Source organism: uncultured Brachyspira sp., from assembly GCF_944393015.1.
GTDB lineage: Bacteria > Spirochaetota > Brachyspiria > Brachyspirales > Brachyspiraceae > Brachyspira.
Map to the genome: position 1 here is coordinate 1 of NZ_CALXYQ010000005.1, position 14,096 is coordinate 14,096.

The window sequence follows — 14,096 nt, forward strand, 5'->3', positions numbered from 1 at the left end:
AATGCTCCGAGAACAGGGCTCGAACCTGCGACCCGGTGATTAACAGTCACCTGCTCTACCGACTGAGCTATCTCGGATTGTTATTTAATGTTTAAGTATTATAGCACAAAGCAAAAAAATGTCAACACCTAAAACATATTTTTTTATTTATAAGCACTAAAATATTCTAAAATTTCTTTATATTTTTGGGATTTATCTCCTGATAATACAAGATACTTATTTAAATATTCATATACATTTTTACCATACTCTTGTTCTTTTTGAGTATCATTTTTCTTTACAGCATCATCAAATTTTTTCTTATATATAGTTGCTAATTGATAATTAGAATTAGGATCTGCTCTCAAATTCAATGCTTTTTTATATAATTCAATAATCTTATCTTCTTTAAACTCTTTAGTTAAATATATAGCACCGTACATATATACATCACCCAATTTTGGATATGAAGGATGCTGCTTCAAAGCTGCCATTCCTTTAGAATCTAATACATTGATATATGCTTTTAATTTTGTATATGCATTCATGCTTCCATCAAATTCAGATAATGTACCGGAATACCCTGCTATCCTATCCAATTCCTGATCTTTACTAGGAGTTATAGGTACAGTAAAATCCTGCTGAGAAAATGCAATAACATTACATATAAATAATAAACATATAATTATTTTCTTCATCAATTTTTCTCCGTTTTTATAAGCTGTATGGTATTTATTTATTATCGTAATAATTAAAATCTACTGTAAAGTAAAAAAGTAAAAAAGTAAATTTAATTGTTGACAATAAAAGTATTTGTTCTATAATATTTGTGAAAAATATAAATTTATGGAGATATTTTATGGCTACTAAAAAAACAGAAAAAACAACTGCTAAAAAATCAGCAACCACCAAAAAAGCTGCTGAAGAAAAAGAAGAAAGTACACCAAAAAAAGCTGCTGTAAAATCAGCTGCCGCTAAAAAAACTACTACTGCTGCCGCTAAGAAGACTACTGCCAAAAAAGCACAGACAAAGAAAAAATCTGAAAAAGAAATAGAAGAAGAGATAGAAGAAATAAAAGAAGAAGCAAAAAAAGATGAATATATACCTGATGAAGTTGATATAGTAAGAGAATTGCCTGACAGATATAAAGAAACAAAATTAGTACTTATGATGCGTGACCCTGAATGGTGCTTTTTCTATTGGGACATATCTGATGAAGATATAAATTATCATTCTTTGAAAGGAAAAAGAATATCTGTAAGAATATTCCATGTATTTGGATATGATATTACTAATGGAGAAATTCATAAAGAAATAGAAGTTAACTATATTTATGGTGATAGATATGTTAATTTAGCTATGCCTCATGCTTATTTTATAGGCGAGTTAGGATACTATGATGAAAATAATAGATTTATAGTATTAGCTAGAAGCAATATGATCTATGCTCCTAGAGATTCTATGAGCAATGTTTATGATGAAGAATGGATGGTTAATGAAGAAATTATAAAACTTTTAAAATCTCCTAAAGCTTTAAGAGAAAGTTTATCATCTGCTACAATATTTGAACTTATAGATTTAAGAAGAAATCATTTAGCAGCTTCATCATCTTCACTTTTTATGAAAAAAAATTAAAAAATTATTAGCGGTATTAATTGATAAATAATAATAATATTGATTTTTCTGTTTTTGTAATTATTGGACTCTATAAATTAAATATTGATTAATGCCGCTAAAAATAATATATAAAGCGGAGAATCTATTAATATAGAAAATAAATGTCTGCTTGTTATTATTTTCTTCTTCATCACTACAAACGAAATTATACTGCTGTATATAATAGGCACACAATACTTCAATTTATTAATCTCTAACGGAAACTTCCCTATAATAATACCAACTAACATAAACAAAGCTAAAATAATCGGTATTATACCTGTTATAAATGCTAGTTTATTAGAATCTATATAAGTAGTTAAAGTTACAGCCCCTGCTATTTTATCGCTTTGAGAGAATTTTATTTCAATTAAAGCCTGTCTTATAAACATAAATAAAAATACTATACAAGTAGAAAAGAAATATAAAAACGGCTTTTCTTTCAATACATCTCTATGCATAATAAATATTGAACCATTTAATAATACTGTAACAGCAACAGATATTACTATAGCTTTAAACGGTATAAGTTTTTTAAATAATCTAAAGAAAAACGAACTTTCAAATCTTGATTTATTTTCAAAGCTAATATTATATCCCATTCCAAGCAAACTTGAAAGGATTGACAGCATTAATATACCTACATTAATTTTGTATGCAAAATAAAACATAAGTATAGCACTCATAAGTATTAAAAATCTAAAAAATATTTTATACTCTTGATAAAATAAATATCTTCTTTTATCGCTTATCCTTATAGTATAATTACTATATCCATTTTCTAAACTCATGTACAAATAGTATAAAGATATTATAATACCTATTTGATATTGAAAAGGCTGCGATAATATATCATATATGGCATAAGACATCAAAAAAGCACCTACAGAAAAGAATATATAACCATAATTTAGAAAGTCAAATATTCTAGACATAAATCTTACAAAATTACTAGCATATTTATCCTTTATAGTTTGTGCTATATCCTCTATAAGCCAATCCGGGGTGGATGCTCCAGCCATTATACCAACATTTTTATAGTTTGATAAATCTATATTATCCAAATCTTCTTTATATTCAACATAAAAAGCCGGCTTGATAGCAGCTGCTATATTATATAAATTTCTTGTATTTGAACTTTCAGAACCGCCTATTACAAGAACAACATCATTTCTTTTTGCTATTTCTAATACCTCATTTTGTCTTTGTTCTGTAGCGGCACATATAGTATTTTTAATAATTATTTCTGTATCTTTATATTTATCTTGTATTTGATTTACATACTTATCAAAAGTAGATTTCTGCAAAGTGGTTTGAGCTACTATTAGAGCTTTCTTAGAATCATTAGGAAGTTTATTTAAATCTTCGTCTTTATATACTACATAAACATCATTGGCATATCCGCATACGCCTACAATTTCAGGGTGAACTGGATTCCCTATTACAATAACTCTGTATCCTAAAGAACTATATTTTTTTACTAGTCCTTGAATTTTAGCAACATATTTACAGGTAAGATTCACTATTTTTTTGGCATGACTAGAAAGGGCTTCTCTTCTTTTAGGAGATATTCCATGAGCCCTTACAATAACAGTTTTTCCATCCAAGACAGACATATCCTCATCATCTTCATAAGTTTTAACACCTACATTTTCCAACATATCAAGAGTTTGAGGATTATGTATCAAATGTCCATCTATATATATTTCACTATTTTTTTTAGAAGCCTGAGAAAAAGTATTTTCTACAGCATACTTCACACCATCGCAAAAACCAGCAAATTTACCTATATCTACATTCATTATATTTAGAATTTTAAATGAGTAATAATATTATTTAGCTTTAGATATTTTATTACCTTTAATACATTTAGTGCAAACTAATGCTTTTTTTACAGAACCATTTACTTCTATTTTTACATTTTGTAAATTAGCATTAAAAGAACGCTTAGTTTTTATATTAGAATGGCTTACACTGTGGCCATTTTGTTTGCCTTTACCGCATATTTCACATACTCTTGCCATTTTTTTCCTCCAAGAAAAATAATATAATTTAGTTTAGAATTATGATTGATTAATTATATATTAAAAAAGCTTTTTAGTCAATGATATGATATAAAATATTAAATTTTTTAAATATATAAATTAGGAGCTGATAACTTTACTATTTATATTTACTTAAAATTCACAAATAAAAAAATCATATAAAAATCAAATTTATAAAACAATTCATACTTTTTATAAAAAATATACTAATTTTATAGCATATTACTATTTTTTTTATGAAATTAGTTTACAAAAAAACTATTAATGATGTATAATATAAGTAATGCACACGGATGCAAAAGTTAATATAAGGTTAAATTAAAATTATTTAATATATTTTTGATAAATAGAAATAAGATAAAATTTTAATAAAAAATAAACTATAGGAGATAAAACATGAGAAACCTAGATAAGTACAAAGGAATTATTCCTGCATTTTATGCTTGTTATGATGAAAAAGGAGAAATAAGCCCTGAAAGAGTTAAAAAGTTTACACAGCATTTAATAGACAAAGGTGTAAACGGCTTATATGTAGGCGGATCTTCAGGAGAATGTATTTACCATAGTAAAGAAGAAAGAAAATTAGTATTAGAAAATGTTATGGAAGTAGCAAAAGGCAAAATCACTATTATAGCACATGTAGGATGCAATAACACAGCTGACAGTGCTGAATTAGCTGCTCATGCTGAAAAATTGGGAGTAGATGCTATAGCTTCTATACCTCCAATATATTTCCACCTTCCTGACTATGCTATAGCAGATTATTGGAATGATATAAGTGTTGCTGCTCCTAATACAGACTTTATTATCTATAATATACCTCAGCTTGCCGGTGTTGCTTTAAATGTTAATCTTTATAAAAAAATGAGAGAAAATCCAAGAGTTATAGGGGTAAAAAACTCATCTATGCCTGTACAAGATATTCAAATGTTTAAAGATGTTGGCGGTGATGACAGTATTATATTCAATGGACCAGATGAACAATTTGTAGCTGGAAGATTAATAGGTGCTGATGCTGGAATAGGCGGTACTTATGCTGTAATGCCTGAATTATTCTTAGCTGCTAACGATGCTGTTAATAAATGCCAGTTTGATAAAGCAAGAGATATACAGTACAAAATAGACAGAATTATATACGCTATGTGTGAATGTCATGGTAATTTATATGCTGTAATGAAAGCAATTCTTAAATTAAAAGGCTTAGAATTGGGCGGAGTAAGAAAACCATTAAGCAATATAATAGATGCTGATAAAGCAAAAATAGAAAAATGTGCAAAAATGATAGATGATGCTATAAGCAGTATAAAATAATATTTATATTATAAAAATTATTATAATATATAACCAGTCATTTATTCATATTAAAGTAAATGACTGGTTATTTTATTTTACAAAATAAAATTAAAATCACAAAATAAAAACGATAATATTTATTTAAATTCAGTATATAATCCAATAATAAAAAACTTAAAAATAAAAAATAATATTAACATTGATTATATTTAAAATTATAGTATAATCTTTGCTAAATAAAATAAAAGCCAAAATACCTAAAATATAAAATAGGAGAGATATATATGCCACCAAGATCAAAATTAGGCGAAATACCTAGACAAGAAATGCCTGCTAGGAGTCCTGAGGAAAGAAGAAAAGACTTTAAAGAAGTACCTCTAGGATATACTGAAGAGCAAGCATATCAAGAATCTTTAAGATGTTTAGATTGTAAAGTTCCACATTGTATGGAAGGCTGCCCTGCTAAAGTAAAAATTCCTGAATTTATAGGACTTATAGCAGAAAAAAAATTCTTAGAAGCAGCTAAAAAAATTAAAGAAACTAATGCTTTACCTGCAGCATGCGGAAGAGTATGCCCTCAGGAAGAGCAATGCGAACAAAGATGTGTAGTAGGTAAAAAATTCGAACCTGTTGCTATTGGTAAATTAGAAATGTTTGTTGCTGACTATGAAAGAAAACATGCTCAGCATGAAGATCTAAAAGTAGAAAAAAATGGTAAAAAGGTATGTATAATTGGTGCCGGACCTGCAGGTTTAGCTTGTGCAGGAGACTTAATAAAATTAGGATATGATGTTACTGTATTAGAAGCACTACACACAATAGGCGGTGTATTAATGTACGGTATTCCTGAGTTCCGTCTTCCTAAAGAATTGGTAGCACATGAGGTAGAAAACCTTAAAAAAGATGGTGTAAACTTTAGAATTAATGAAGTTGCTGGTATATCATTAGATTTCAATGAATTAAGAAAAGAATATGATGCTATATTTTTAGGAACAGGTGCCGGACTTCCTGCATTTTTGAATGTGCCTGGTGAACATTTATGCGGTGTTTACTCTGCTAATGAATATTTAACAAGAGTTAATTTAATGGGAGCTTATAAATTCCCTGAAGTAGATACTCCTATTATAAAACATAAAAGAGTAGCTGTATTAGGCGGCGGTAACGTTGCTATGGATGCTTGCAGAACTGCTGTTAGATTAGGTGCTGAAAAAGTATACATCATATATAGAAGAACTGAAAAAGAACTTCCTGCAAGATTAGAAGAAATTCACCATGCTATGGAAGAAGGTGTTGATTTTAGATTCTTAAGAGCTCCTTTAGAAATATTAGGTGATGAAAATGATAATGTTATAGGCGTTAGAACTCAAGTTATGGAGCTTGGTGAAGCTGATGCTGACGGAAGAAGAAAACCTGTTGCTGTTGAAGGACAAACAGAAGATATAGAAGTTGATGCTGTTATAGTAGCAATAGGTACTACTCCTAACCCGCTTATAGCTAGAAAAGTTCCTGAATTAGAAACTACTAAAAAAGGTACTTATGTTATAAATGAGGAAACAGGTGCTACTTCTATGGAAGGAGTATTTGCTGGAGGAGATGCTGCTAGAGGTGCTGCTACTGTTATTTTAGCTATTGGAGACGGTAAAAGAGCAGCTGCAGGAATAGATAAATACTTGTCTAATAAATAATAATTTGGGCAGTAAATATAACAAATATTTTTAAAAAAAGAGACTTTATTTTAAAAAAGTCTCTTTTTTTTATAAAAAATAAATAATCTCACACATAAATAAAGTAAAAAACTATAAAAGCCCTTGACTTTTATACCGTTAATAATAACATAGTTAACATAATTTCATTTTTTTTACATAAAATGTAATTATATTTTTTTCTTATTTTAATAATTATGGTTTTACTTAATTAAAAGCCATAAAATATATTTATAAATACTGGAGGATTAATCTGATTATGAAATTGAAGTTGCAAATAGGTTTTATCACCTTAATAGCTTTTATGCTTATTTCATGCGGCGGCTTGCCTACAAAGGAATATGAAAGGGTAACCGCTCTAAGAGATACTGTAGTAAACAAATATCCAGAGATACAAACATTTGCTCAGGAAGATTTTGATATAGCAGAAAAAGGCTATGCTGAAGCTGATATCATAATGAAAGAGGAAAACAAAGATGAAGCTGAAAAAGCTAAAGAATTACTATTAGCTGCTGAAACTAATTATAATTTGGTTTTAGACAAAGGTTTGCCGCCATATTCTGAAATACTTAAAAAACAGACTGATGAAAGTGCAACTAATGCTATTGATATTAAAGCTGGTGTAATGTACGCTGATGAATTTGCTAAAGCTGATACTGTATATCAGGAAGCTAATGCAATGTATACAGCTGAAACTAAAGACTACAGAGTGATGGTAGATAAACTTTATCAAGCCAAAGTAGCTTATACAGATTTATATAATAAAACCAAAGAACAATTTGATAAAAGTGATGAGGCTTTGAAATTAGTTAAAGAACGCTTAGCTCAATTAGAAAAGATGATGCAGGAAATAGAAGCCTTTGAACAGGAACAGAACTAATATTTTTAAGGAGTAAATGATGAAAATAAAAAAAATAATGGCTACTATAGCTTTATTATCTTTCACATGGTCTATTTTACCGGCACAGACTTATGAAGATGCTGCTAGAATAACTCAAGAAGCTGACGATCTTCAGAATCAAGGTCAATATCAGCAATCTTATGATAAGTCTCAAGAGGCTTCTTTAAGTATAGATAAGGCTCAAATGGCATTATTCTACAGACTTATGAATGCCAGAATCAATAAAACTAAAAATGATGCTAATAATGCAATAACTGAAATAAATCAAATGGGTGCTGCTACTGATAATCAATTCAAAGCTCAGTATGAAGAGGCTGTTAAATATTTTGAAGAAGGTAATGCTAATATAGGAAGCATACCTGGTCCTGATACAGTAGCTCAAAACGATGAAGAGTTTAATACTGCTTCTAATACTTTCAATACTGTTTTAGAATATTATAATAATGCATTATCTTCTGCTAATTCAGTTAAAGAAGGTTATTTAGGAAGAGAAAGAGACACTGCTTCTAAAGCAATAGCTGATGCTAGAGGCAAATATAATGCTGCTTTAGGTAAAAGTATAAAAGCAGGTGATAACAATGATAAAACAGTTTCAGGTGCTTTAACAAAAGCAGATGAAGCTTTAAAAGCTGATAATTTTGCAAGTGTTCAGCAGAATGTTGCTGCTGCTCTTGCTGGTATAACTAAAGCTGAAGCAGATGCAAAAGCTGCTGCTGAAAGAGCTGCCGCTGCTGCTAAAGCAAAAGCTGAGGCAGAAGCTAAGGCTAAAGCTGCTGCTGAAGCAAAAGCTAAGGCTGCTGCAGAGGCTAAGGCAAAAGCAGAAGCTGAAGCTAAGAGAAAAGCTGAGGCAGAGGCAAAAGCAAAAGCAGAAGCTGAAGCTAAGAAAAAAGCTGAAGAAGAGGCTAGAAAAAAAGCTGAACAAGAAGCACTTGCAAAAGAAAAAGCTGATGCTATCGCTAAAGCTAAACAGGATATTGCAAATGCTCAGCAAAAATACGATGGTCTTGTTAATGACAACACTATAACAAGAGGTGATGAAGTTGATCAGAATATATCTACTCTTTTAGCTGATGCTAATAATGTTGTAGAAACAGATCCTGCAGCTGCTAGCCAAAAGGCATTAGAGGCTTCTCAAGCTATGGACGAATTAATTAATAATCGTGATAATACTATAGCAAGAGAGGAAAATCAAAGACAATTAGATGATCTTAAAGCTAGATATCAGCAATTAGTTGATGAAGGTTATATAATCCCAGATAGTGAAGAGGATCAAAATCTTTCTCAAATGTTAAAAGATGCTGAGGATGCTTTAACTAATAATGATAATACTTTAGCTAAAGAAAAATTAGAAGAAGCTAATAGAACTATGAATGCTATATATGAAATGGGACCTAAGAGACCTGTAGACGGTGATTTAGTTGATACAGATAACAATAACAATGAAACTGGTCAAATAATAGACGCTACTACTGGTCAGACAGTTAATACTGAAGGTAAAGTTACTGTACTTCCTATGTATTACACTGTAGTACAAAGAACTCCTTTAACTGATGCTTTATGGAGAATAGCTGGTTATTCATTCATATATAATGATCCTATACAATGGTATAGATTATATCAAGCTAATAGAAACGTATTAAGAGACCCTAATAACCCAGACTTAATATTACCAGGACAGGTATTAACTATACCTAGCATGAATGGTGAACAAAGAGCTGGTACTTATGATCCTAATATGGAATACATAACTTATGATGAAGCTATGATATTGAAAAATCAACAGCAAAATAATATCACTGCTGATCAAGCAAATGCAGGATATGAAGAAAATAATACTGCTCAAACAAATAACTAAAAATAACAGTTATTAAAAATAATAGCTATGTATGGATATAATTATTCATACATAGCTTTTTTATTAGTCTTTATAAATTAATGATTGTACCTATTTCGAAAATAAATTAATATATATTTACTGTTTTTGATCATATATTTTTATAATTCTAGATTTACCCTACTTTACACTAAACCAACTAGAAATCTATAAGTCTACATATTATACTAATTATTATAAAAACTTAGATTTTACCACATATATGAAATATTAATTCCAAATAAAATTATATTTAGCATTATACAACAATTTTTAAACAACTATATTATTTATATAAAGTTCCATATATAAATACCGTATATAAAATGTATTTTCATAGTAAAAATTTTAAAATACATCTTTTAAAAGGTTGTAAGTAAACAAATAAAAAATATAATCCATTAATGTATGAGAATATATATTTGTTTTATTATATCTATAACTTTTATAATATCATGCCAAACCAATCAGGTATACAATATAAAAAATTATGATGATAAATCTCATTTTGTAAAAATAAATAGAACAGAATATCTTAAACCTAATATAAAATACAATATAAATGACACTCTATACAGCACAGACAAACAATCAAGAATATATAAAGTAATAAGAAAAGATAATCTCATACTCTCAAATGCTAAAAGAAATAATTATGCCCAAAGAAAAATTGTAGAACTTTACGGCATAAAAGATCATGATCAAGGCGGACATATAATAGGAAGGCAATTTGGCGGATCTCCTAATATTGATAATCTTATACCAATAAATAAAAAATTAAATATAGGCGAAATGAAAAATACTGAAATGGAATGGAGAGAAAGAATTATAAATGGATATGAAATAAATGATATTATTATAGATATAAGTTATATATACACTAATAATAGACCATATTTAATTACTATTGATTATAATGTAGAAAATGATTTCACAAATTATAGAATAAAAAAAGTATTCACAAATGACTAATTTTGATATATAAAATATAAAAAATAAAAAGACGCCCCAAAATCATAAAAATAATTTTGGAAGCATCACAAATATTTATAGGAGTATGTTAACTAACTTTTAGATAATTCCTTATTTTCAGTCTTAACAGACTTCTCATAAGAAAATATCAAAGAGCCATCATTAGCATCAACGTTAATAGTATCACCATCTTCAATATTACCAAATAATATTTCGGTACTCACATAATCTTCTATCTCTTTCTGTATAGCCCTTCTTAAACTTCTAGCACCATACTTCTTATCAAATCCCTTATCAATAATATAATTCTTAGCTTCTTCGCTTAAATTGATAACGATATTTCTTTCTTTAATAGCCTCATTAAGCTCTTTAAGCATTATATTGATTATATCTTTCAAATCCTCTTTGCTAAGAGTATGGAACACTATAATATCATCAATTCTATTTAAAAATTCAGGATTGAAATTCTGTTTTAATTCTTCCAAAGCGAAATTTTTAATGTCATTAGCATCTTTTTCGCTTCCAACAGCATTAAATCCTAAAGAACTTCCTTTAATAATATCTCTAGCACCTAAGTTACTTGTTATAATGATAATAGTATTTGAGAAATCAACTTTTCTTCCAAAATTATCAGTAAGCTGACCTTCTTCAAGTACCTGTAAAAGTATATTAGTAACATCAGGGTGAGCTTTTTCTATCTCATCGAAAAGTATAAGAGAATAAGGCTTTCTTCTCACCTTTTCAGTAAGTCCGCCTCCCTCTTCATAACCAACATATCCAGGAGGAGCTCCTATAAGTCTGCTTACCGCAAACTTTTCCATAAATTCACTCATATCTATTCTGATAAGAGCATCACTGTCTCCAAACATAAACTCTGAAAGCACTTTAGCCAAAGCAGTTTTACCAACGCCAGTAGGGCCTAAGAATATAAAACTTCCAAGAGGTCTTTTTGATGTTTTAAGTCCTGCTCTGCTTCTTCTAATAGCCTTAGATATAGAAGCTATAGCCTCTTTCTGTCCTACAACTTTCTGATGAAGTTCTTCTTCCATACCTATTAATCTTTTGCTTTCTGAATTTAATAATCTTTTTATAGGTATATTAGTTATTTCAGATATAACATGTCTTATATCATCTTCTTCAATAAATGTTTCTATCTTTTCTCTTTCTTCACGCCATTTTTCTTCTTTTTTAGCAAGCTCTTCCTGTATAGAACTAATTTCATCTCTTATTTTAGCAGCATCTTCAAAATTCTGATTATCAACGGCATTTTTCTTCTGCTGATTAAGTTCTTCAATTTTCTTTTCTAAATCTTTAAACTCCTGAGGTCTTGTCATATTGAGAAGTCTTGCTCTTGAACCTGCCTCATCTATCAAATCTATAGCTTTATCAGGTAAATGTCTTTCAAAAATATATCTTTTACTCAATACAGCAGCTGCATTTATAGCTTCATCTGTATATTTTACTTTATGATGTTCTTCGTATTTACCTTTTATACCATTCAATATTTCTATAGTATCTTCAATGCTAGGCTCTTCCACATTTATAGGCTGGAATCTTCTAACCAAAGCACCGTCTTTTTCTATGTATTTTTTATACTCATTTATAGTAGTAGCACCAATACATTGAATCTCGCCTCTTGAAAGTGCCGGTTTTAACATATTAGCAGCATCTAAAGCACCTTCAGCACCGCCTGCTCCTATTAATGTATGAAGCTCATCTATGAATATAATAATATTACTAGCTTTTTTTATTTCTAAAACTATATTTTTTATTCTCTCTTCAAATTCTCCTCTGTATTTTGTACCAGCAACTACAGAAGATAAATCCAAAGTTAATACGCGTTTTTTAAGAAGTATATCAGGCACATCGGCAGCCACTATCTTTTCAGCAAGTCCTTCAACTATAGCTGTTTTACCTACTCCAGGCTCGCCAAGAAGTATAGGATTATTCTTCTTTCTTCTTGATAGAATCTGAACTACTCTCATAACTTCATTTTCTCTGCCTATAACTCTGTCTAAAGCCTTATCTCTAGCCATTTTAGTTAAATCTCTGGCAAATTGATCTAAAGTAGGAGTTTTAACCTTTTTAACATTATCCTCCTGAGTAGTCTGCTCCATAGAAGAAATATTGCTTCCTGCAACACCAAGCATTTTTAATATTTCTTGTCTTAATATAGTAAGCTCAAGCCCCATACTTGTAAGTACATTATAAGCTGTACCGCTTTCTTCTCTTAAAAGTCCAAGAAGCAAATGTTCAGTGCCTATATAATTATGGCTTAAGGCCCTTGCCTCTTCAGCAGATCTGCTTATAAGTTTCTGTACTCTTGGAGCAGTAGGTAAAGTCCCAAATACTTTTGTAGTTGAAGATTTTACCATAGCTGATTCTAATTCTAATTTAAGTCTGTCTAAATCAATTTTCAATCTCAATAAAACACGTGTAGCCAAAGCCTCTGATTCATGAAGAAGCCCCAAAAGTATATGTTCAGGAGTAACCATATCATGATTTAATCTTTTAGCCTCTTCCTGAGCATATAATTCTATTACCTTTTTTGCTTTACTTGTTAAATGAAATTGAAACATATTACAGTCCTGTATATATATAATTTTTCATATTATAAAAAAATATTTTTTAATAATTATTATCGGATATAATAGAAATACTATTTATTATAAATAAAATAAAATTATACATTAACATATAAGAAATGTTAATGTATAATTTAGAATTTCTATTATAGGTTTTAATTTTTTAAATAAAACTACTATTAGCTACATTAACAACATTTACGTTAGTTTTAGTGGATGATGCAGTATTAGTTTTGAGAGAATCATCTTTATTAGTATTTCCATAAAACAAAGATAAAGCCAATACCAAAACTATTGCTGTAGATAGAGCTATAGAAAGTCTGACAGAACTCATAAAAGCATACAATGGGCTAATATCATTTTCTTTTATACTTTCCATTTTAGCCCTTTGCAACATGTACTGCCATTCTCTATCAGGCAAACTTGGCAAATCAAAATGATGTCGTTTCTTTTCGATTTTGCTTTTAAATTGCATCATATCATGTAGTTTCATAAAAGAGTCCTTTCTTTTTCTAGAAGCGATTTCATTTTCTTAAGAGCATAAGAATAATTACTCTTAGCTGAATCGCTTGATATATTTAAAATATCTGATATTTCTTTATATGAGTAATTCTCATAATATCTCAATATAAAGACATCTCTCTGTTTTCCCTTTAATTTAGTAGAAGCATTGTAAATTTTTTCCTGAAGGTATATTCTTTCATATTCTTTTTCTGTATTATACCTTTTATCATCAACTATTTCTAGTTTTTCTAAATAAGGTGATTCTCGCCTATAAGCTTTAGAATACATGTTTATAGCTGTATTGCTTATTATACGATATAACCAACCTTTAAAATAATTGCGTTCTTCATATCTGTCTATAGCTTTATATACACGTATCAATACATCTTGTGTTAAATCCATAGCATCTTCATAATTATGCATAAAACGATATGATAAATTAAATATATAGTTTTTATATCTTGTTAATAATATATCTAATGCTTCGCTATCACCTTTTTTATGTGCTTCTATTAATTCATAATCTTTTAATAATTCTTTTTCTTTAGTTACTGTCATCTCTACAAACTCCAATATATTACCTG

The 14,096-nt window shown here is 29.1% G+C and carries 12 protein-coding genes and 1 tRNA gene; 6 read left to right on the plus strand and 7 right to left on the minus strand.

Annotated features, from left to right (window positions below; translation table 11 throughout):
* Nucleotides 1–4 precede the first annotated feature (4 nt).
* Both Q0K19_RS03030 and Q0K19_RS03035 read right to left on the minus strand, forming a co-directional pair.
* Nucleotides 5–77, minus strand: a tRNA-Asn gene (locus tag Q0K19_RS03030).
* A 66-nt stretch (nucleotides 78–143) separates the two neighbouring features.
* Entirely contained in the window at nucleotides 144–677 is a 534-nt protein-coding gene (locus tag Q0K19_RS03035; RefSeq protein ID WP_297245165.1) for a hypothetical protein, read from the minus strand.
* A gap of 161 nt (nucleotides 678–838) precedes the next feature.
* On the opposite strand from Q0K19_RS03035, the gene Q0K19_RS03040 reads away from it, so the two are divergent.
* Complete coding sequence (locus Q0K19_RS03040; protein WP_297245167.1) at nucleotides 839–1,615, plus strand: DUF4912 domain-containing protein; 777 nt, start codon at nucleotides 839–841, stop codon at nucleotides 1,613–1,615.
* A 77-nt stretch (nucleotides 1,616–1,692) separates the two neighbouring features.
* Here the strand turns inward: Q0K19_RS03040 and ispH are convergent, their stop codons facing one another.
* Together ispH and rpmB are read right to left on the minus strand one after the other, a co-directional pair.
* Complete coding sequence (ispH, locus tag Q0K19_RS03045) at nucleotides 1,693–3,438, minus strand: 4-hydroxy-3-methylbut-2-enyl diphosphate reductase (protein WP_297245169.1); 1,746 nt, start codon at nucleotides 3,436–3,438, stop codon at nucleotides 1,693–1,695.
* A gap of 30 nt (nucleotides 3,439–3,468) precedes the next feature.
* Nucleotides 3,469–3,660: a 50S ribosomal protein L28 gene (gene rpmB / locus Q0K19_RS03050; RefSeq protein ID WP_008727936.1), complete on the minus strand. Its 192-nt coding sequence runs from the start codon at nucleotides 3,658–3,660 to the stop codon at nucleotides 3,469–3,471.
* Nucleotides 3,661–4,077: 417 nt separating this feature from the next.
* Here rpmB and Q0K19_RS03055 point away from each other — a divergent pair, with 417 nt between their 5' ends.
* From Q0K19_RS03055 to Q0K19_RS03075, 5 genes are all read left to right on the plus strand, one after another.
* Nucleotides 4,078–4,992, plus strand: coding sequence for a dihydrodipicolinate synthase family protein (locus Q0K19_RS03055; protein ID WP_297245174.1), 915 nt, complete (start codon nucleotides 4,078–4,080; stop codon nucleotides 4,990–4,992).
* 266 nt (nucleotides 4,993–5,258) lie between these two features.
* A complete protein-coding gene (gene gltA, locus Q0K19_RS03060; RefSeq protein WP_041177214.1) occupies nucleotides 5,259–6,659 on the plus strand; it encodes an NADPH-dependent glutamate synthase in 1,401 nt (466 codons plus the stop codon).
* A gap of 277 nt (nucleotides 6,660–6,936) precedes the next feature.
* Complete coding sequence (locus Q0K19_RS03065) at nucleotides 6,937–7,557, plus strand: hypothetical protein (RefSeq protein ID WP_041177213.1); 621 nt, start codon at nucleotides 6,937–6,939, stop codon at nucleotides 7,555–7,557.
* Between the two features lie 16 nt (nucleotides 7,558–7,573).
* Complete coding sequence (locus tag Q0K19_RS03070) at nucleotides 7,574–9,433, plus strand: hypothetical protein (protein WP_297245179.1); 1,860 nt, start codon at nucleotides 7,574–7,576, stop codon at nucleotides 9,431–9,433.
* Between the two features lie 426 nt (nucleotides 9,434–9,859).
* Nucleotides 9,860–10,423 carry a DNA/RNA non-specific endonuclease gene (locus tag Q0K19_RS03075; RefSeq protein WP_297245181.1) on the plus strand — a complete coding sequence of 188 codons (564 nt, stop codon included), beginning with the start codon at nucleotides 9,860–9,862 and terminating at the stop codon, nucleotides 10,421–10,423.
* A 92-nt stretch (nucleotides 10,424–10,515) separates the two neighbouring features.
* Here the strand turns inward: Q0K19_RS03075 and Q0K19_RS03080 are convergent, their stop codons facing one another.
* The 3 genes from Q0K19_RS03080 to Q0K19_RS03090 all read right to left on the minus strand — a co-directional run bounded on the left by Q0K19_RS03080 (nucleotide 10,516) and on the right by Q0K19_RS03090 (nucleotide 14,070).
* Nucleotides 10,516–13,002 carry an ATP-dependent Clp protease ATP-binding subunit gene (locus tag Q0K19_RS03080; protein WP_297245184.1) on the minus strand — a complete coding sequence of 829 codons (2,487 nt, stop codon included), beginning with the start codon at nucleotides 13,000–13,002 and terminating at the stop codon, nucleotides 10,516–10,518.
* Between the two features lie 169 nt (nucleotides 13,003–13,171).
* Complete coding sequence (locus Q0K19_RS03085; protein ID WP_297245185.1) at nucleotides 13,172–13,501, minus strand: hypothetical protein; 330 nt, start codon at nucleotides 13,499–13,501, stop codon at nucleotides 13,172–13,174.
* Nucleotides 13,498–14,070 (minus strand): RNA polymerase sigma factor, encoded by a 573-nt coding sequence (locus Q0K19_RS03090; RefSeq protein WP_297245188.1) that lies wholly within the window; start codon nucleotides 14,068–14,070, stop codon nucleotides 13,498–13,500. The genes Q0K19_RS03085 and Q0K19_RS03090 overlap by 4 nt, the downstream gene beginning before the upstream one ends.
* Nucleotides 14,071–14,096: the final 26 nt, after the last annotated feature.

Excerpts from the sequence above, each read along its gene's own strand:
- ispH (WP_297245169.1), bottom strand. The coding sequence starts at position 3,438 with ATGAATGTAGATATAGGTAAATTTGCTGGTTTTTGCGATGGTGTGAAG.
- Q0K19_RS03075 (WP_297245181.1), top strand. The coding sequence starts at position 9,860 with ATGAGAATATATATTTGTTTTATTATATCTATAACTTTTATAATATCA.
- gltA (WP_041177214.1), top strand. The coding sequence starts at position 5,259 with ATGCCACCAAGATCAAAATTAGGCGAAATACCTAGACAAGAAATGCCT.
- Q0K19_RS03055 (WP_297245174.1), top strand. The coding sequence starts at position 4,078 with ATGAGAAACCTAGATAAGTACAAAGGAATTATTCCTGCATTTTATGCT.
- Q0K19_RS03035 (WP_297245165.1), bottom strand. The coding sequence starts at position 677 with ATGAAGAAAATAATTATATGTTTATTATTTATATGTAATGTTATTGCA.
- Q0K19_RS03065 (WP_041177213.1), top strand. The coding sequence starts at position 6,937 with ATGAAATTGAAGTTGCAAATAGGTTTTATCACCTTAATAGCTTTTATG.
- Q0K19_RS03040 (WP_297245167.1), top strand. The coding sequence starts at position 839 with ATGGCTACTAAAAAAACAGAAAAAACAACTGCTAAAAAATCAGCAACC.
- Q0K19_RS03085 (WP_297245185.1), bottom strand. The coding sequence starts at position 13,501 with ATGAAACTACATGATATGATGCAATTTAAAAGCAAAATCGAAAAGAAA.
- Q0K19_RS03090 (WP_297245188.1), bottom strand. The coding sequence starts at position 14,070 with ATGACAGTAACTAAAGAAAAAGAATTATTAAAAGATTATGAATTAATA.
- Q0K19_RS03080 (WP_297245184.1), bottom strand. The coding sequence starts at position 13,002 with ATGTTTCAATTTCATTTAACAAGTAAAGCAAAAAAGGTAATAGAATTA.
- rpmB (WP_008727936.1), bottom strand. The coding sequence starts at position 3,660 with ATGGCAAGAGTATGTGAAATATGCGGTAAAGGCAAACAAAATGGCCAC.
- Q0K19_RS03070 (WP_297245179.1), top strand. The coding sequence starts at position 7,574 with ATGATGAAAATAAAAAAAATAATGGCTACTATAGCTTTATTATCTTTC.